This is a genomic window from Nonomuraea sp. NPDC048916 (assembly GCF_040649575.1).
Taxonomy (GTDB): domain Bacteria; phylum Actinomycetota; class Actinomycetes; order Streptosporangiales; family Streptosporangiaceae; genus Nonomuraea.
Window position 1 is genome coordinate 1 of sequence record NZ_JBEZFS010000048.1, and the last position, 17,011, is coordinate 17,011.

General features: G+C 68.3%; 20 protein-coding genes, 1 tRNA gene and 1 pseudogene. 3 read left to right on the top strand and 19 right to left on the bottom strand.

Annotation, left to right across the window (positions count from 1 at the left end):
* The 13 genes and pseudogenes from AB0C16_RS35010 to AB0C16_RS35070 all read right to left on the bottom strand — a co-directional run.
* Positions 1-1,377, bottom strand: a pseudogene (locus AB0C16_RS35010) (DNA-directed RNA polymerase subunit beta); the annotation flags it as partial.
* A gap of 345 nt (positions 1,378-1,722) precedes the next feature.
* A complete protein-coding gene (locus tag AB0C16_RS35015) occupies positions 1,723-2,217 on the bottom strand; it encodes a hypothetical protein (protein ID WP_357689523.1) in 495 nt (164 codons plus the stop codon).
* Entirely contained in the window at positions 2,214-2,714 is a 501-nt protein-coding gene (locus tag AB0C16_RS35020; RefSeq protein WP_357689524.1) for a hypothetical protein, read from the bottom strand. The genes AB0C16_RS35015 and AB0C16_RS35020 overlap by 4 nt, the downstream gene beginning before the upstream one ends.
* Positions 2,715-2,793: 79 nt before the next feature.
* Positions 2,794-3,795: an ABC transporter ATP-binding protein gene (locus tag AB0C16_RS35025; RefSeq protein ID WP_357689527.1), complete on the bottom strand. Its 1,002-nt coding sequence runs from the start codon at positions 3,793-3,795 to the stop codon at positions 2,794-2,796.
* A 94-nt stretch (positions 3,796-3,889) separates the two neighbouring features.
* The gene (locus AB0C16_RS35030) at positions 3,890-4,084 is read right to left on the bottom strand and encodes a hypothetical protein (RefSeq protein ID WP_357689530.1); all 195 of its coding nucleotides are present in this window, start codon (positions 4,082-4,084) and stop codon (positions 3,890-3,892) included.
* A 78-nt stretch (positions 4,085-4,162) separates the two neighbouring features.
* Positions 4,163-4,549, bottom strand: coding sequence for a 50S ribosomal protein L7/L12 (rplL, locus tag AB0C16_RS35035; RefSeq protein WP_357689533.1), 387 nt, complete (start codon positions 4,547-4,549; stop codon positions 4,163-4,165).
* A 69-nt stretch (positions 4,550-4,618) separates the two neighbouring features.
* Positions 4,619-5,143 carry a 50S ribosomal protein L10 gene (gene rplJ / locus AB0C16_RS35040; RefSeq protein ID WP_357689535.1) on the bottom strand — a complete coding sequence of 175 codons (525 nt, stop codon included), beginning with the start codon at positions 5,141-5,143 and terminating at the stop codon, positions 4,619-4,621.
* A gap of 239 nt (positions 5,144-5,382) precedes the next feature.
* On the bottom strand, positions 5,383-6,210 hold the full coding sequence (locus tag AB0C16_RS35045) for an LppX_LprAFG lipoprotein (protein WP_357689538.1): 828 nt from the start codon (positions 6,208-6,210) through the stop codon (positions 5,383-5,385).
* Between the two features lie 165 nt (positions 6,211-6,375).
* Positions 6,376-7,095 (bottom strand): 50S ribosomal protein L1, encoded by a 720-nt coding sequence (rplA, locus tag AB0C16_RS35050; RefSeq protein WP_357689541.1) that lies wholly within the window; start codon positions 7,093-7,095, stop codon positions 6,376-6,378.
* Between the two features lie 57 nt (positions 7,096-7,152).
* Entirely contained in the window at positions 7,153-7,584 is a 432-nt protein-coding gene (gene rplK / locus AB0C16_RS35055; protein WP_189124283.1) for a 50S ribosomal protein L11, read from the bottom strand.
* A 136-nt stretch (positions 7,585-7,720) separates the two neighbouring features.
* Positions 7,721-8,476, bottom strand: a complete 756-nt coding sequence (nusG, locus tag AB0C16_RS35060; protein WP_357689544.1) for a transcription termination/antitermination protein NusG — start codon at positions 8,474-8,476, stop codon at positions 7,721-7,723.
* Positions 8,477-8,540: 64 nt separating this feature from the next.
* Positions 8,541-8,786, bottom strand: a complete 246-nt coding sequence (gene secE, locus AB0C16_RS35065; protein ID WP_357689547.1) for a preprotein translocase subunit SecE — start codon at positions 8,784-8,786, stop codon at positions 8,541-8,543.
* A gap of 77 nt (positions 8,787-8,863) precedes the next feature.
* Positions 8,864-8,936: transfer RNA gene (locus tag AB0C16_RS35070), tRNA-Trp, on the bottom strand.
* A 170-nt stretch (positions 8,937-9,106) separates the two neighbouring features.
* Here AB0C16_RS35070 and AB0C16_RS35075 point away from each other — a divergent pair.
* On the top strand, positions 9,107-10,315 hold the full coding sequence (locus AB0C16_RS35075) for a pyridoxal phosphate-dependent aminotransferase (protein ID WP_357689550.1): 1,209 nt from the start codon (positions 9,107-9,109) through the stop codon (positions 10,313-10,315).
* 121 nt (positions 10,316-10,436) lie between these two features.
* Here AB0C16_RS35075 and AB0C16_RS35080 read toward each other — a convergent pair whose 3' ends face one another.
* Positions 10,437-10,928 carry a hypothetical protein gene (locus AB0C16_RS35080; RefSeq protein ID WP_357689551.1) on the bottom strand — a complete coding sequence of 164 codons (492 nt, stop codon included), beginning with the start codon at positions 10,926-10,928 and terminating at the stop codon, positions 10,437-10,439.
* 40 nt (positions 10,929-10,968) lie between these two features.
* Complete coding sequence (locus tag AB0C16_RS35085; protein WP_357689553.1) at positions 10,969-11,592, bottom strand: hypothetical protein; 624 nt, start codon at positions 11,590-11,592, stop codon at positions 10,969-10,971.
* Between the two features lie 226 nt (positions 11,593-11,818).
* Between AB0C16_RS35085 and AB0C16_RS35090 the strand changes: the two genes are divergently transcribed.
* Positions 11,819-12,868 carry an adenosine deaminase gene (locus AB0C16_RS35090; RefSeq protein WP_357689555.1) on the top strand — a complete coding sequence of 350 codons (1,050 nt, stop codon included), beginning with the start codon at positions 11,819-11,821 and terminating at the stop codon, positions 12,866-12,868.
* On the opposite strand, the gene AB0C16_RS35095 is transcribed toward AB0C16_RS35090, so the two are convergent.
* Positions 12,857-13,753 carry a hypothetical protein gene (locus tag AB0C16_RS35095; RefSeq protein WP_357689557.1) on the bottom strand — a complete coding sequence of 299 codons (897 nt, stop codon included), beginning with the start codon at positions 13,751-13,753 and terminating at the stop codon, positions 12,857-12,859. The genes AB0C16_RS35090 and AB0C16_RS35095 overlap by 12 nt on opposite strands.
* Positions 13,740-14,279: an RNA polymerase sigma factor gene (locus AB0C16_RS35100; protein ID WP_357689560.1), complete on the bottom strand. Its 540-nt coding sequence runs from the start codon at positions 14,277-14,279 to the stop codon at positions 13,740-13,742. Before AB0C16_RS35100 ends, AB0C16_RS35095 begins: the two co-directional genes overlap by 14 nt.
* Positions 14,280-14,405: 126 nt before the next feature.
* On the opposite strand from AB0C16_RS35100, the gene AB0C16_RS35105 reads away from it, so the two are divergent.
* Complete coding sequence (locus tag AB0C16_RS35105) at positions 14,406-15,140, top strand: methyltransferase domain-containing protein (RefSeq protein WP_357689562.1); 735 nt, start codon at positions 14,406-14,408, stop codon at positions 15,138-15,140.
* Between the two features lie 40 nt (positions 15,141-15,180).
* On the opposite strand, the gene AB0C16_RS35110 is transcribed toward AB0C16_RS35105, so the two are convergent.
* Positions 15,181-16,065: a carbohydrate ABC transporter permease gene (locus AB0C16_RS35110; protein ID WP_357689564.1), complete on the bottom strand. Its 885-nt coding sequence runs from the start codon at positions 16,063-16,065 to the stop codon at positions 15,181-15,183.
* A complete protein-coding gene (locus tag AB0C16_RS35115) occupies positions 16,065-16,949 on the bottom strand; it encodes a sugar ABC transporter permease (protein WP_357689567.1) in 885 nt (294 codons plus the stop codon). The genes AB0C16_RS35110 and AB0C16_RS35115 overlap by 1 nt, the downstream gene beginning before the upstream one ends.
* Between the last annotated feature and the right edge of the window lie 62 nt (positions 16,950-17,011).

Here is a 17,011-nt window from a genome sequence, read left to right on the forward strand (position 1 = left end):
GCCGATCAGGCCGATGTTGGGGCCTTCAGGGGTCTCGATCGGGCACATCCGGCCGTAGTGGGACGGGTGCACGTCGCGGACCTCGAAGCCGGCCCGCTCACGCGACAGACCACCGGGACCCAGCGCGGACAGCCGCCTCTTGTGCGTCAGGCCGTCCAGCGGGTTGGTCTGGTTCATGAACTGCGACAGCTGCGAGGTGCCGAAGAACTCCTTGATCGACGCCACGACGGGGCGGATGTTGATCAGGGTCTGCGGCGTGATGGCCTCGACGTCCTGGGTGGTCATCCGCTCGCGCACGACCCGCTCCATGCGGGCCAGCCCCAGGCGGACCTGGTTCTGGATGAGCTCGCCGACGCTGCGCAGGCGGCGGTTGCCGAAGTGGTCGATGTCGTCGACCTCGACGATCACCGTGTCGACCGGCGCCTCGGCGGCGGCCGGCATCGAGTCCTCGCCGGCGTGCAGCCGGACGATGTACTCGATCGTGGCGACGATGTCCTCTTCGGTCAGCGTGCCCTGGGTGATCTCGCTGCCGACCCCCAGCTTCTTGTTGATCTTGTAGCGGCCCACCTTGGCCAGGTCGTAGCGCTTGGGATTGAAGTAGAGATTCTCCAGCAGGGTCTGCGCCGACTCCTTGGTCGGCGGCTCACCCGGCCGCAGCTTGCGGTAGATGTCGAGCAGAGCGTCGTCCTGGCCGGCCGTGTGGTCCTTCTCCAGGGTGGCGCGCATCGACTCGTACTGGCCGAAACGCTCGAGGATCCTTTCATTGGTCCATCCCAGTGCCTTGAGAAGCACGGTGACGGCCTGCTTGCGCTTGCGGTCGATGCGGACACCGACGCTGTCGCGCTTGTCGATCTCGAACTCCAGCCAGGCACCCCTGGACGGGATGACCTTGCAGCCGTAGAGGTCCTTGTCGGAGGTCTTGTCGACGTTACGTTCGAAATAGACCCCTGGGGACCGCACCAGCTGCGAGACGACGACACGCTCGGTGCCGTTGATGATGAAAGTGCCCTTCGGCGTCATGAGCGGGAAATCACCCATGAACACCGTCTGGCTCTTGATCTCACCAGTGGTGTTATTGATGAACTCCGCCGTCACGAACATCGGGGCGGAGAAGGTCATGTCCTTGTCTTTGCACTCGTCTACTGAGTACTTGGGCGGTTCGAACCGGTGGTCGCGGAACGACAAGGACATGGTCCCCGAGAAGTCCTCGATGGGACTGATCTCTTCGAAGATCTCCTCAAGGCCCGACTGGGTCGGGACGTCCTTGCGCCCGGCCTGGCGAGCCGCCTCTACCCGGCCCTTCCACTTCTCGTTGCCCTACACGCACGCCAGACAACCTCGCAACGTGAGCAAGCGGAGCGGGTCGTCAAAGGGCAGCGCAAAGGGGCAGTGTAGCCGAACGGCACACGCCTGTCCACTTCGCTCTCGCTGCATGCTCCACGTTGGTCGCAGCATCGCCCGTTCGAGCGGATACGTCAAGCCCGCAAGCCGTACTTTTCGCCGACTATGGGCCTGGACGCTGGGTTTTCTCCCCTGTGTGACCGGGCGCCTACCGTCAGGCCCAAGACGATACCCGCGAACGGGGACGGCTAACGCTCCGTCACACCGAGGGTCGAACCAATGCCGACAACCGATGTGGTCGTGACTGAAGTACCCCTGGCATGGGGTTCACCAAACCTGTTTTTTGGTAACAATTGAAGGACGCGCCACGCCCGAGGCCCCTCAAGCGGTGCCGATCAGCGTCGACAGGTCGGCCACGAGCCAGCGGGCCTCCTGCCGGACCATGACGAACCTGGCGCGGTTCTGGCTGATCTGCTGCTGGGGCTCCGCCTTGCCCGGGACCTCCTTGACGGTACCCGTGTTCACGAAAAGCAGAACCTCGACCCGGTCGGTCTCGGCCCGCTCCACGGCCACGGCGGTCACGGCCGCCGTCTGCACCGTCTTCTGGGCCTTGGCCTTGGTCACCAGGGCCGCCGAGAGCTCCCTGTAGTGGCCGGTGAGCGAGCCCGTGGTGTGCTCGGCCGCCCGGGCCAGGTCGCGCTCGATCGTCCGGTAGTCGTACGACAGCAGGTCGGGCGCCATCGACCGGGCCGCGGCCATCGCCTCCACCCCCGCGGCGTCGGCGTCACGCATCGCCTTCAGGTCGAACCACATCATCCCGACCACCACGCCCAGCACCGCGACGACGGCGAGGAGCCCGATCGTGACCGTCCTCACGCCACCTGCACCGCCTTCGACACCAACCAGACGCCTCCGACCTTGGTCAGCTCCATCGACCACCGGTAGAACCGGTCCTGCGGGGGCGTCTTCGAGCCCTCCCACCGAATGTCCACATCGGCCACGACCAGCACGCTGGCGGTGTCCTCCGACAGCGAGACCAGGCCGGTCGCGCGCAGCACGCCGTCCTGCATCACCTTGCTGGCGACCGTGGTGCTCTTCAGCCGCTGGAGATTTCTCTCGTACTCCTCGCGGGCCCCTCCGGTCGAGGTGGTCAGGATGCGCCGCACGTCGGCGTCGATGGTCTTGTAGTGCAGGGAGAGCAGGTTGACCGCGTGGGTGCCCGCCGCATCGAGGACGGCCCGCCGGTCGTCCGCCCTCGCCTGCTCCTCGCGCGCCTGCGCGCCGATCCACAGCCCCGCCCCCACCAGCAGCACCGCGAGCACGGCCAGCACGGCGACGAGCACGGGAGCCGGCCGAGCGGGGACGCCTGCCACGTTTGCTCACCCCTTCCGGCCGGTCGCGGGGATCATAACGCGCGAGCCACCCCCAGACCGGCATTCTGCCGAGGTGGTACTACTTGACGCCGTTGAGGTGAGCGTTGATCAGGCGGGGGTACTCCTCCAGCCAGTTGCGGCCACGATCGTCCACGAACGAGCCCTGAGGCGGGATCACGCCGTTGGCGGCCAGCCAGGTGCCCGGCGGCCGCTGGGTGCGGCGCAGCCGGTTACCGCTCGGCATGAGCTGCGGCGGGATCGGCGGCAGCGTGCCCGGGTCGTGGCCCTGTTGCGCCTCGGCCTCCAGCTCGGAGATGTCCTTCTCCTCCGACATGCCGATGGGCCCGTGCTTGCGCGCGTTGAGGAACTGCCGCACCACCGGCTCGTCGCTGGACAGCAGCATCTCGCGGGGACCGAACATGATCAGCTCGCGCCTGAACAGCAGCCCGATGTCGTCGGGAACCGTGCGCGCGGTGTTGATGTCGTGTGTGACGATCAGGAACGTCGCCTCGATCTCCGCGTTGAGGTCGACGATGAGCTGGTTCAGATACGCGGTACGCACCGGATCGAGGCCGGAGTCGGGCTCGTCGAACAGGATGATCTCCGGATCGAGCACCAGCGCCCTGGCCAGCCCGGCCCGTTTGCGCATCCCGCCGGAGATCTCGCCGGGCAGCTTGGTCTCGGCGCCGACCAGGCCGACGAGCTCCATCTTCTCCATCACGATCCCGCGGATCCGCGACTCGGACTTCTTGGTGTGCTCGCGCAACGGGAAGGCGATGTTGTCGTACAGGCTCAGGGAGCCGAACAGGGCGCCATCCTGGAACAGCACGCCGAACAGGCGGCGCAGCTCGTAGAGCTTGTTCTCGTTGCAGTTGGCCAGGTCGTGGCCGTCGATCCAGATGTGCCCGCGGTCCGGCCTGAGCAGCCCGACCAGCGTCTTCAGGAAGACCGACTTGCCCGTGCCGGACGGGCCCAGCAGCACCGAGATCTCACCCGCGGGCAGGGTGAGCGAGACGTCCTCCCAGATGACCTGCCGTCCGAAGGACTTGGTCAGCCCGTCGACCACTACTTCGACGCCCACCGGTCACCTTCCCGTCGCAGGGGATACAGGTTGCCATCACGCTAGCGACGTTCTAGGGAATTGGAACCCATTCTAATAACTTGTTGCTGTGTGGTTATGAGACGTCTCTGTCGGTGAGCGCGCGGAGCACGGACGGCAGCACCCTGGCGCTCTCCTCACGCGGCACCTCGCGCAGCTCGTCGAGCTCGAGCAGCTGATGTCCCGCGGTCACGCCCAGCGTGATCGTCCTCAGCAGCGCCGCCCGCAGTCGTGTGAGCGAACGCGTCCGGGCACGCAAAAGGGGCGGCACACCCGGCACCTGGGTGTGACCGCCCCTCCTGGATGAAACGATCTCGTTGAGCGCCGGGAAACGGCGCTCGGAGAGGTGTTACTTGACGGTGACGGACGCGCCGGCGCCCTCGAGGGCAGCCTTGGCCTTCTCCGCCTGCTCCTTGTTGACCTTGCCGTCGAAGACGTTCTTGGGAGCGCCGTCCACCAGGTCCTTGGCCTCCTTGAGACCGAGGGACGTGAGGGCGCGGATCTCCTTGATGACCTGGATCTTCTTGTCGCCGGCGGCCTCGAGGATGACGTCGAACTCGTCCTGCTCCTCGACGGCGGCGGCCTCGGCAGCGGCCGGGGCGGCGGCGGCGACCGCGACGGGGGCGGCGGCCTTGACGTCGAAGACCTCCTCGAACTGCTTCACGAACTCGGAGAGCTCAAGGAGGGTCATCTCCTTGAACGCGTCGAGCAGCTCGTCGGTGCTGAGCTTCGCCATGATGATTTCCTCCGTATGGGACTTGCGAAATTTAGGAACGGGACCGCGGGGTTTGCGGCAATCCCCGTGTTACTCGCCCGCCTCTTCGCGCTTCGCGCGGAGGGCGTCGGCCAGCTGAGCCATGTTGGTGGGCAATGCGGCGAACATCGCGGCAGCAGCGCTCTGCTTCGCCTTGATCGCGCCAGCAAGCTTCGCGAGGAGGACCTCGCGGGACTCGAGGTCGGCGAGCTTGGTGATCTCGGCTGCGTCCAGCTTCTTGCCGTCGAGGACGCCGCCCTTGATCACCAGAAGGGGATTGGCCTTGGCGAAGTCACGCAGACCCTTGGCCGCCTCGACAACGTCGCCGTTGACGAAGGCGATCGCGGTCGGGCCGGTGAGCAGGTCGTCGAGACCCGACACACCCGCCTCGCTGGCCGCGATCTTGGTCAGGGTGTTCTTCGCCACGGCGAACTTCGCATTCTCACCGAGAGAGACGCGCAGCTGCTTGAGCTGGGCGACGGTGAGACCGCGGTACTCGGTCAGAACGGCGGCAGCGCTGCCTTCGAACTCGTTCTTGAGCTCGGCAACCGCTGTCGCCTTATCCGCCCTCGCCATGGGCCTCCTTCCAGATGTGCCGCCGGCGAAGTCCCGAGAAATGAGAACAGCCCCGGGCGCAGGGCGCACACGGGGCTCACACACATGGATCACCATGTGGGAAACTCGTAGTCACACCTGCGTGGGCCGTCCGCAGAAAGCGGATCCTTCGGTCGCCAGGTCTTGAGACACCTGACGACGACCGACGGTCTTTGGCAACGACCAGACTACGGCCTGGCCGCCGAGTTTCCAAATCGTTCTCAGTTGGTGGTGCCCTTCGGCAGCTCGCCGACCTGGTCGGCAGGCGGAGCCTCGATGTTCACCGGCTCGTTGAAGCCCTTGAAGAACAGGGTGGCGTTGAGCGTGGCATCCTCCTTGGCGCCGTTCAGCGCGAGCTTGCGGGGCAGGCCGTCACTGTCGACCCAGATGTCGAACTTGACGTCCTTCAGCTCCGCCAGATTTCTACGCGCCTGCTCCTGCTGGTCGGCGGGGAGCTGCTGGACCGCCACGTCCACGGGGAATGTGCCGCTGTAGTGGGTGGTGTCAGCGCCGTCGACGGTCTCGGTGCCGGCGGACTTCACGTCCTTGGACGCCGTGACCATCTTGGTGACGCTGGCCAGGTCGAACTGCTGAATCTGGTCGAGATACTGCTTCACCTCGCCGGAGCCGCCCATCTCGGTGAGCGACACCTTGATCCACGGCTTGGTCGCGCCGACGAGGTTCTTGAGCGCCTCCACCTTGACGTAGACGGTGTCGCCCTGGAGCACGGCACGCACGCCGCCGGGCAGGCTCTTGCCGCCCATGTCGACGGTGTCGAGGGTGAGGTCGACGGCCAGCTGCGGCTTGCTCTGGTACAGCATCCGTCCCTGGACCTTGCCCTTGCCCTCCTGTGGGTGCGCTACTTCGACGACCGCGTCGACGGTGTAGCTGGTGACCTCCGCGGTCTTCTGCGCGGCCTGAGCGAGCACTTCGGAGGCGGCCAGGTTGACCTGGATAGGCTGCGCGTTCGATCCGCAACCGGCTACCGCGACCGCGACCAGAGCGGCGCCCGCCGCGGCGGTAGCGAGATTAATCCTGCGCTTCAGCATGTTTTGACCCTACGTGTAGGTGCCCGGAACATGGCGTCTTCCCGCAAGATCTCGGGGAAAACCCAGGGACATCCCCGACCACCTCCGCTGGGATCTCGCCCGAGAACGCCGAACGGCCCCCGCCCGATCACCGGGCAGGGGCCGTCAGTGTGCGTGTGGACCTGCTCACGCCTCCAGGTCGGCGGTGAGGCCGCGGGTGGCGTTGGGGTCGACCGGGACGCCGGGGCCCATGGTGGTCGAGAAGGTGACCTTCTTGACGTAGCGACCCTTGGCCGCCGACGGCTTGAGCCGGAGCACCTCGTCAAGGGCGGCGGCGTAGTTCTCGATGAGCTGGCGCTCGCCGAACGACGTCTTGCCGATGATGAAGTGCAGGTTGGCCTGCCGGTCGGTGCGGAACTCGATCTTGCCGCCCTTGATCTCCGTCACGGCCTTGGCGACGTCGGGCGTCACGGTGCCGGTCTTGGGGTTGGGCATGAGACCGCGGGGGCCGAGGACGCGGCCCAGGCGGCCGACCTTGCCCATGAGGTCGGGGGTGGCCACGACCGCGTCGAACTCGTTGAGCCGGTTGCCCTTGGCGATCTCGTCGATGAGCTCGTCGGCGCCGACGATGTCGGCGCCCGCCTCGCGGGCCGCCTCGGCACGGTCACCGGTCGCGAAGACCAGGACCCGGGCGGTCTTGCCGGTGCCGTGCGGAAGGTTGACCGTGCCGCGCACGATCTGGTCGGCCTTGCGAGGGTCGACACCCAGTCGCAGCGCCACCTCAACGGTGGCGTCGAACTTGGTGGTGGAGGTGTCCTTGGCGAGCTTCGCCGCCTCGGCGGGCGAGTAGAGCCTGTCGCGGTCGATCTTCGCCGCGGCGTCCTTGTGCGCCTTGCTGCGCTGCATGTCTGTCTCCTAGTGGTGCGCGGGCCGAACTCGGCCCTCCCACGGGTCGAAAAGGTCTCAGTCGGCGACGGTGATGCCCATCGACCGGGCGGTGCCGGCGATGATCTTCTCGGCGGCCTCGACGTCGTTGGCGTTGAGGTCGGGCATCTTGGTCTCGGCGATGCTGCGAAGCTGCTCGCGGCTGAGCTTGCCCACCTTGTCCTTGTGCGGGACCGCGCTGCCCTTGTCGATGCCCAGAGCCTTCTTGATCAGCTCGGGCGCCGGGGGCGTCTTCGTGACGAAGGTGAAGCTGCGGTCCTCGAAAATGGTGATCTCAACGGGGATGATGTTGCCCCGCTGGGCCTCCGTCGCAGCGTTGTACTGCTTGACGAAGTCCATGATGTTGACGCCGTGCGGACCGAGGGCGGTGCCGACAGGCGGAGCGGGCGTGGCCTGGCCAGCGGGAAGCTGGACCTTGACCAGGGCCGCCACTTTCTTCTTTGGAGGCATGGCTGAACTCTCCGGGTCCTGGATTACATGAAACCCCCACAGGCGCGGGGAGAGGCCGGGAGCTGGATGATGACCAACGCCGAGATCGGCTCACCCCCACAGGCGTGAGGACGACTAACTAGTGTATGTGATCGTCTTAGATCTTCGAGACCTGGTTGAACGACAGCTCGACCGGGGTCTCGCGGCCGAAGATCGAGACGAGCACCTTGAGCTTCTGCGACTCGGGGCTGATCTCGCTCACCGAGGCGGGCAGCGTGGCGAACGGACCGTCCATGACCGTGACCGACTCGCCGATCTCGAACTCGACCGTGGGTCCGGTGGCGGTCTTGGCCGCGGCCTTCTTGCTCTCCTCGGAGGGCTCCGGGGCGAGCAGCTTGGCGACCTCGTCGATGCTGAGCGGGCTCGGCTTGTTGGACAGGCCCACGAAGCCGGTCACGCCGGGCGTGTTGCGCACCGCAGCCCACGACTCGTCGGTCAGCTCCATGCGCACCAGCACGTAGCCGGGCAGCACACGCTCCTTGACCGGCACCTTCTTGCCGCTCTTGAACTCCTGGACGGTGTGCGTCGGCACCTCGACCTGGTAGATGTAGTCCTCCATGTTGAGCGACACGTTGCGGCTCTCAATGTTGGACTTCACACGGTTCTCGTAGCCGGCGTAGGAGTGGATCACGTACCACTCGCCGGGGAGGCCGCGCAGGGAGCGCTTGAACTCTTCGACCGGGTCGACGTCGGGCAGAACGTCACCGTCTTCGTCGACGGCGGGAGCCTCGTCGGCGGTGTCGCTCTCCGCGACCCCGGCGTCGACGGTCTCCTCAGTGGCCTCGACGGCCTCTTCCGACTCGTCGCCCCACTTGTCGCGGGGCTCGTCTGCCGGCACTGAAGACTCGGACACGGTGACTCTTCCTCTTTCGTCGAATCGAACGGCGACTCCGTCAGGCGACTCCGGCGGTGTCAGATCAGGCCCCGCCGAAGATGCGGAGGACAGCCCAGCCGAGAGCGCTGTCGAGTCCGTACACGATGGCAACCATGATCAGAACGAATATCAGAACGACCGTGGTGTAGGTGGTGAGATCCTTGCGTGTCGGCCAGATGACCTTGCGGAGCTCGTTGACGACCTGCCGGTAGAAAAGGGCAGGGGTCGTGCGTGACTTCTTCTCGCCACTAGGCTTGTCTGCGGTCTCGCCGCGCGTGTCGATCGCCACAGTCCTCACCTGAATCTGTCGGTATCCAACGCAGGTTGCGGCGCGCTTACACGCCTTCATTGCGCGGACCGCACTCGCAGGGCACGAGGGACTCGAACCCCCAACCGCCGGTTTTGGAGACCGGTGCGCTACCAATTGCGCCAGTGCCCTATGTCGCCAACCACATTACCCTGATCGGCTCACTGCCTGGACCGAACCGCACGTCGACATGCGGCGGCACGACCAGGCAGAAGTGTATCGGGGTAATGGCCACTACGTCGAACCAGAACCTGATCGCCCAGGTCACGCCCCTCGCGGGAGCCTCGTGGGAGCATGGAGACATGTCCACTCGACCCCGTGTCTCCACACGAATCTCCGCGATTTCCGAGTCCGCCACGCTCGCCGTGGACGCCAAGGCCAAGGCGATGAAGGCGGCGGGCCGCCCGGTCATCGGCTTCGGCGCGGGCGAGCCCGACTTCCCGACGCCCGGCTACATCGTCGAGGCGGCGGTGGCGGCGGCGCGCGAGCCCCGCTTCCACAAGTACACCCCGGCCGGCGGCCTGCCCGAGCTCAAGCAGGCGGTGGCCGCCAAGACGCTGCGCGACTCCGGCTACCAGGTCGAGCCGTCCCAAGTGCTGATCACCAACGGCGGCAAGCAGGCCGTCTACGAGGCGTTCGCCACGCTGCTCGACCCGGGTGACGAGGTCCTGGTCGTGGCGCCCTACTGGACGACCTATCCCGAGGCGATCAAGCTGGCCGGCGGCGTCCAGGTCGACGTCGTCACCGACGAGACGACCGGCTATCTCGCGGGCGTCGAGCAGCTGGAGGCGGCGCGCACCGAGCGCACCAAGGTGCTGCTGTTCGTCTCGCCGTCCAACCCGACGGGCGCCGTCTACTCGCGCGAGGAGACCGTGGCGATCGGCCGCTGGGCGGCCGAGCACGGTCTCTGGGTCGTCACCGACGAGATCTACGAGCACCTCGTCTACGGCGACGCCGAGTTCACCAGCATCGCCACGGCCGTTCCCGAGCTGGGCGACCGGGTCGTCATCCTCAACGGCGTGGCCAAGACCTACGCGATGACGGGCTGGCGTGTGGGCTGGCTGATCGGTCCGTCCGACGTCGTCAAGGCGGCGACCAACCTGCAGTCCCACGCCACCTCCAACGTCGCGAACGTGTCGCAGATGGCCGCGCTGGCCGCCGTCTCTGGTGACCTGTCGGCAGTGGAGCGGATGCGCGAGGCGTTCGACCGGCGCCGCCAGACGATGGTGCGGATGCTCAACGAGATCCCGGGCGTGTTCTGTCCCGAGCCGAAGGGGGCGTTCTACGCCTACCCGTCGGTCAAGGAGCTGATCGGCAAGGAGCTGCGCGGCAGGCGTCCGGAGTCCTCGGCGGAGCTGGCCGAGCTGATCCTGGAGGAGGCCGAGGTGGCGGTCGTCCCGGGCGAGGCGTTCGGCACTCCCGGCTACTTCCGCCTGTCCTACGCGCTGGGCGACGACGACCTGGTCGAGGGAGTCAGCCGCCTGGCCAAGCTGCTCACCGAGGCGCGCTGACCCCGTTTCCGCGGCCTTCCCCGGCGACTTCGGGAGCTATCCCCGGACGACTTCGGCAGCCTTCCCCGGCGACTTCGGGAGCCGTCCCCGGGCGGCTTCAGAAGCCGTCCCTCCGGCGGCTTCAGGAGCCGGGGACGACTCCGGAGGCGACCCGGTCCAGCTCGCGGGCGAGCCCCGGGGTGACGGAGACGTAGACCGCGGTGCCCGGCCGTTCGAGCCACATGTAGTTGCGCACGTCGCCGCGCGTGCGCCAGCGCAGCGCGGGCTTGCCCAGGTGGGCGCTGAGGGCCGATCGGGTGACCAGCGAGGCGAACCTCTCGGGGGAGCGCACCCCGCAGACCACGCCGACGCGCAGCTCCTCGCCGCCGCCGTGCCAGGACGCCCCGCGCACCTTGAGTTGTTCGGTGAGCGACCTGATCTGCGCGAACCCCCGCCCCCGGGTCAGCCCCTCGGGCAGGTAGGTGATCGTCAGGGACCCGGACCCACAGGTCAGGGTGGGGCCCCGCTCGGCGGCGGGGACCGGGCTGAAGCGCGCGAGGCCGGGCCCCGGGGACGCGGCCGGGCCGCATCCGGCCAGTGCCAGCACGAGGATCACCGGTGCCAGGCGCCGCATCAGCCCCCCTTGGCTACGAGTGGATGACCAGGGAAAAGCCCTAGTCTCCTACAGGAGCCCGCGCCGAGGCGGCAAGAGGAAGCAGCTCCTTGCCGAGTGATTCGCTCACCCGGATCCACGCTCCGGTGCCGGCCCGCTCCAGCCAGACGATCATCCGGCCGCCGCTCGGGTGCCTGCCGACCATGGCGGGTCTGCCGCGGATGGTGGTGTCCCTGGCGTCGGCCAGGGAGACCCGGTCGCGGTAGGACTCCCAGTTCGCTGCTACCGTACCGCGCTCGACCCGCGCCTCGACGAAGCCGCCGGCGGAGCCGAACCTGGCCCAGGCGCCTTCGACGCCGGGGGCGGGCGGGATCGCTCCTCCGCCCGTACGCCTCAGCCCGGCGGGCAGATAGGTGAGCCAGAAGTCGCCGGAGATCACCGCGAGCGTGGCCTTCGGAGCGGAGACGCTGCCGGGCCGCCCCGCCGCGGCCCTGCCGGGACCGCTGGTCGCCGCCGGAGCCGGCTCGACGACCGGAACGGGCGTGGGCGACCCTGCGCCCATGTGCGGGGGCCGCCCGAACCCCGAGGAGAACAGCTCGTAGATGACCAGGATGGTGACGCCCAAGGCGCCGAACGCGAGTGCGGCCCGCCGCCACTCGCCGCTCCTCGGACCCTCGGGCATCATGAACCATCGATCCTCAGCTTGACATCGACCGTCCCAGGAGTTTACTCGCGGAGTTCGATCTCTTCGGCGATCTTCCCCAGCTCGGCGGGTCCGCCGTCCCGTCCGACGTACATGGGCTCAGGTAGACCTCGACTGCCGCTTCGTCTTCGTCCGTCATAGGCGAGGGTCCCCTTTCGCCCTCCCCAACCCACGACCCCTCCCCTGGGTTGAGTGGCAGGATATGGAAATGCCACGTCCGCTAGACAAGCTGCCCAAGGCACATCTGCACCTGCACTTCACCGGGTCCATGCGGCACTCGACGTTGATCGAGCTGGCCAGGGAGCAGGGGCTGCACCTGCCCGACGCGCTCGAACAGGACTGGCCGCCGCGACTGCGGGCCACCGACGAGCGGGGCTGGTTCAGGTTCCAGCGGCTGTACGACATCGCGCGGTCGGTGCTGAGCAAGCCCGAGCACGTCTACCGGTTGCTGCGGGAGACGGCCGAGGACGAGGCGGCAGCCGGGTCGAGGTGGCTGGAGATCCAGGTCGATCCCTCGGGCTACGCGCAGCGGTTCGGCGGGCTGACGGCCACGCTGGAGCTCGTGCTGGACGCTGCGGCCAGGGCGGGCGAGCAGGCGGGCGTCGGGATGGCCGTGGTCGTGGCGGCCAACCGGACCAAGCATCCGCTCGACGCCAACACGCTTGCCCGGCTCGCCGCCCAGTACGTGGGCAAGGGCGTCGTCGGGTTCGGGCTGTCGAACGACGAGCGCCGGGGGCAGGCACGCGACTTCGAGCGGGCGTTCCGGATCGCCAAGAGGGCGGGGCTGCTGGCCGTGCCTCATGGGGGTGAGTTGCTCGGGCCACGGAGCATCGCGCAGTGCGTCGACGATCTGGAGGCCGATCGGGTGGGCCACGGGATCCGGGCGGCGGAGGATCAGCGGTTGATGGAGCGGCTGGCCGACCGGCAGATCTGCTGCGAGGTCTGCCCCACCTCGAACGTCGGGCTGGGGGTGGCCGAGCGGGCCGCCGACGTGCCCGTGCGGCGGCTGTTCGACTCGGGCGTGCCCATCGCGCTGGGGTCCGACGACCCACTGCTGTTCGGTTCGCGGCTGTTGCGGCAGTACGAGCTGGCACGTGACGTGTACGGCTTCCGCGACGCCGAGATCGCCGAGCTGGCGCGGCAGTCGATCAGGTCGTCGGCCGCACCCGAGGCGGTGCGCAAGGAGCTGCAGAAGGAGATCGACGACTGGCTGGTGTCGCCCTCGGCGGAGTCGTCAGCCGAGTCGTCAGCGGAGTGAGGCCGCGATCTCGGCGGCCCGTTCCTTGGTCCCGGCGCCTTCTAGGCGGTGGCCGACGGCGCCCGACTGCCAGATGAGGGTGGGGCCGGCCTGGCGCAGCGGGACCGAGGTGCCGTCCTCGCGTTCGATGTAGCCCAGCGGGTGGCTGCCGCCGATCCACCAGGCCGTGGTGGTGCCGAGGGGCACGTCCTGGGGATGGGGCGGGCCCAGTTGCTTGAAGAAGAAGGGCGCCATGGTGCCGTCGAACTGGTCGAGCCGGATGCCGCCCGGCCAGAACATCGACGCCACCCGCCCGTTGTCGCCGACCGTGGCCGCGGCGGGCGGGCCCAGGGCGGCCGGGGTTCTGACGGGGAAGCCGACCAGGGAGCCCAGCCGGCTCGGCTCGACGTGACGCTCCCCCGGCAGCGTGGTGGGGGTGACGACCGGCTGCGGCGTCTCGCCCAGGCGCAGCTCGATCCCGGCGTACCTGAGGATGGCGGCGACCGCCGCCCGCCCCTGGGGGGTGGCGGCCGTGACGGCGACGACGGCGAGCACCACGGCCACGACGACCGTCCACCTCCTGCGCCGGCCGCCGCGTCGAGCCGGTCGCCGCTCCCGCGCCGCCCCGGGGACGATCTCGGGCACCGTCTCGGGCGCGGTCTCGGGCGCGGTCTCGGGCGCGGTCTCGGGCGCGGTCTCGGGCGCGGTCTCGGGCGCGGCCTCGGGCACGGTCTCGGGCGCGGTCTCGGGCGCGGCCTCGGGCACGGGCTTCGGGGTGGATTCGGCGGCGAGGCGGGCGCGGACGGCGGCCGCCACGTCGGCCGGAGGCGGGCCGGTGACGTCGAGGGAGGCGCCCAGGTCGAGGAGCCGGGCTTCGAGATCGTCGAAGGACTCAGGCGAGCTCACCACCCACCTCCTCTCTGAGCCGGGCCAGACCGCGGTGGGTCCGGGACTTCACGGTGCCCAGGGGCCAGTCGAGCACCTGGGCGGTCTCCGCTTCGGACAGCTGTAAGAAGTACCGGCAGACCACGGCCTGGCGTTCCCGCTCGGGCAGCCGGCGCACCGCCTCCAGGAGGCGGGCGCGGCGGTCGGTGGCCACCGCGGCGCCGGCCGGGTCGTCGGGAGCCGCGGCCTCGGCCGTGGCGCCGAGGCGCACGGTCAGGTCGGATCTCCGGCCGCGGGCCCGGTTGAGGTTGTGGGTCTCGTTGGCCACGATGCGCAGCAGCCAGGGCCGGAACGGCGCGTCGCGGCGGAACGACGACAGGTGCCTGAACGCCTTGACGAACGCCTCCTGCACCACGTCGTCCGCCTCGTCGCCCGCTCCCAGCATGGCCGCCGTGCGGTGGGCGAGCGCGCTGTAGCGGGTGACCAGCGCCTCGTAGGCGGACAGGTCACCGGCGAGTGAGCGGGCGATCGCGTCGTCGTCATCCATGGACGAGTCAGATTCCACCCCAAAACAGGGTGCCGAGGGAAGGGTGCCGGGCCGATCAGGTGAGTCCGGAGCCCGGCCGGGCACTAGACTCTGGCAGATCCACGAGCCCCTCGAAGGAACGGGACTATGTCTTCTGGGTATGACCGCGTAGTGCAACCGGCGGCCGGTGACGAGGCCCTGGAAAACCACCTCGGCGGGGACGAGGCGAAGAACTACCGGCAGTACGAGTTCGACATGGTCGCCCCGCATGTCGGGCGTTCGATGCTGGAGATCGGCTCGGGCCTGGGGCACTTCGCCGAGCAGTTCCTGCCGCGGCTCGACCGGCTCGTGGTGAGCGACTTCGACCCCTACTGCGTCGAGCAGCTCAGGCAGCGCTTCGCCGGGCGCGACGACATCGACGTGCTGCAGTTCGGCCTGCCGACCGACATCCCGCTCGAGGACAAGGTCGACACGGTCGTGATGATGAACGTCCTGGAGCACATCGAGGACGACGCCGAGGCGCTGCGCTCGCTGGCCCGCGTCACCCAGCCGGGCGGGCGGATCATCATCTGGGTGCCCGGCTACATGCAGCTCTACGGAGACTTCGACCGCAAGGTCGGCCACGTCCAGCGCTACACGCCCAAGACCCTCTCCTCGACGGTCGCCCGGGCGGGCCTCGACATCGACGTGCTGAAGCCGATCAACTTCCTGGGCGGCATCGCCTGGTGGGCCGCGGTGCGGCGCGGCGGTGTCGGCTATCCCGACCCGCGGCTGGTCAAGATCTACGACCGCACGGTGGTGCCCGCCACCCGCCTGATCGAGCGCTTCATCCGCCCGCCCTTCGGCCAGACGGTCTTCTGCGTGGCCCGGGTGCCCTCCTGACCCGGTGACACCTCGGGCCCGGGAAGCCCCGGGCCTGAGGTCATTTGATGGAGCCGGCGGTCAGGCCGCCGACGACCTTCCGTTCGATCAGGGCGAAGAGGATGATCACCGGGATGGTGGCGATCACCGAGCCGGCGAACAGGTTCTGCCAGTCGACCTGATACTGCCCGATGAACGAGTTGAGCGCCACGGTCAGCGGCTGGTTCGCGGGGGTGGTGGTCAGGGTCAGGGCCACCACGAACTCGTTCCAGGCGGCGATGAACGTGAAGATCAGCGCGGTGATCACGCCGGGCAGGGCGAGCGGCAGCGTGATCCGGAACAACGCCCCGAACCTGCCGTTGCCGTCGATGAACGCCGCCTCCTCCAGCTCGCGCGGGATCGAGGCGAAGTACGCGTTGAGGATCCACACCGCGAACGCCAGGTTGAACCCGGCGTTGACCAGGATCAGCGACCAGATCGAGTCCACCAGCCCGAACTGGAAGAACTCCCGGTAGATGCCGACCAGCATGGCCGTGGGCTGGAACATCTGGGTGATCAGCACCAGGATCAGGAAGGCCGTGCGCCCCCTGAAGTTGTGACGGGCGGAGTAGTAGGCCGCGGGCAGGGCCACGAGCAGCACCAGGACCGTCGACCCGGCCGCCACCTGGAGCGTGACGACGAGGTTGCCGGCCAGGCCGCTGCTCCAGAAGTTGGCGAGGTTGGACCACTCCCACTCCGAGGGGAAGAACGTCGCGTCGCGCAGTGAGTCCTGTGGCCGCAGCGAGGTGAGCAGCATCACCAGGTACGGGAACAGGAAGATGAACGCGACGACGTACGCCAGGCCCGCGACGAGGACGGTCTTGACCTTGGGCAGCCGCCGGGCGGACGCCGGCCGGGGCCTGGCGCGGTGGTGTGAGGCGGCGCGGGGGGCGGTCTTGACGGCCATCACGCCACCTCCCTGTTCCAGCGGGACACCTTGAGGAAGATCACGGTCAGGATGATCACCATGCCGAAGTTCACGACCGACATCGCGGCGGATTCGCCGATGTCGGAGCTCTTGAGGATGAACATGAAGATCGTCGAGGTGGCGGTCGAGTAGCCGGGCTGCCCGTGCGTCATCGCCCAGATGATCGGGAAGCTGTTGAAGACGTTCATCACGTTGATCAGCGCGGCCACGGTGAGCGCCGGGCGCAGCAGCGGCAGCGTGATCGCCCAGTATGTCCGGGCCCGGGAGGCGCCGTCCATCTTGGCCGCCTCGTAGACGTCCGCGGGGATCGTGGCCAGCCCGGCCAGCAGCGCGTACGTGGTGAACGGCACCGACACGAACACCGCGACGAACACCAGCCACGGCATCGCGGTCGAGGCGTCGCCCAGCTGGTCGGCCGAGGCCCCGCCGAGCGCGTCGATGAGCCCGAGCTTGAGCCGGATCTGGTTGATCATCCCGACCTCGGGGTCGAGCATCCACTTGAAGATGATCGCGGTCATCAGCACCGACGCGGCCCACGGTGCGATCAGTGCCCAGCGGGCGATCCTGCGGCCGGGGAATCGCTGGTTGAACAGCTGGGCGAGGGCCAGCGAGATCAGCACGGTGAGGACGACGACGGCCACCACCCAGATCACGCTACGGACCATGATGTCCGCGAAGTCCTTCTCGCCGAGCAGCTTCTCGTAGTTGGCCAGGCCGTTGGAGCCCTGCACCACGCCGAACCGGCTGATCTTCAGAAACGACGACCTGATCATCTCGACGACCGGCCAGAGCACGACCACCGCGATCAGCACGATGGCGGGCCCCACCCAGGCGAGGGGCTCCAGGGCGCGCAACCTTCTCATGAGGAACCTTCCATGAACGGTACGGCCGGCGCCCCGGTGGGTGGGGCGCCGGCCGTACGGAC

Bases quoted from the DNA above. Each gene is read 5' to 3' on its own strand.
- AB0C16_RS35110 (WP_357689564.1), bottom strand. From the start codon at position 16,065: ATGGCCGTCAAGACCGCCCCCCGCGCCGCCTCACACCACCGCGCCAGG.
- AB0C16_RS35075 (WP_357689550.1), top strand. From the start codon at position 9,107: ATGTCCACTCGACCCCGTGTCTCCACACGAATCTCCGCGATTTCCGAG.
- rplL (WP_357689533.1), bottom strand. From the start codon at position 4,549: ATGGCGAAGCTCAGCACCGACGAGCTGCTCGACGCGTTCAAGGAGATG.
- AB0C16_RS35100 (WP_357689560.1), bottom strand. From the start codon at position 14,279: ATGGATGACGACGACGCGATCGCCCGCTCACTCGCCGGTGACCTGTCC.
- AB0C16_RS35080 (WP_357689551.1), bottom strand. From the start codon at position 10,928: ATGCGGCGCCTGGCACCGGTGATCCTCGTGCTGGCACTGGCCGGATGC.
- AB0C16_RS35105 (WP_357689562.1), top strand. From the start codon at position 14,406: ATGTCTTCTGGGTATGACCGCGTAGTGCAACCGGCGGCCGGTGACGAG.
- AB0C16_RS35115 (WP_357689567.1), bottom strand. From the start codon at position 16,949: ATGAGAAGGTTGCGCGCCCTGGAGCCCCTCGCCTGGGTGGGGCCCGCC.
- AB0C16_RS35085 (WP_357689553.1), bottom strand. From the start codon at position 11,592: ATGATGCCCGAGGGTCCGAGGAGCGGCGAGTGGCGGCGGGCCGCACTC.
- rplJ (WP_357689535.1), bottom strand. From the start codon at position 5,143: ATGGCGAGGGCGGATAAGGCGACAGCGGTTGCCGAGCTCAAGAACGAG.
- AB0C16_RS35090 (WP_357689555.1), top strand. From the start codon at position 11,819: ATGCCACGTCCGCTAGACAAGCTGCCCAAGGCACATCTGCACCTGCAC.
- AB0C16_RS35045 (WP_357689538.1), bottom strand. From the start codon at position 6,210: ATGCTGAAGCGCAGGATTAATCTCGCTACCGCCGCGGCGGGCGCCGCT.
- rplA (WP_357689541.1), bottom strand. From the start codon at position 7,095: ATGCAGCGCAGCAAGGCGCACAAGGACGCCGCGGCGAAGATCGACCGC.
- rplK (WP_189124283.1), bottom strand. From the start codon at position 7,584: ATGCCTCCAAAGAAGAAAGTGGCGGCCCTGGTCAAGGTCCAGCTTCCC.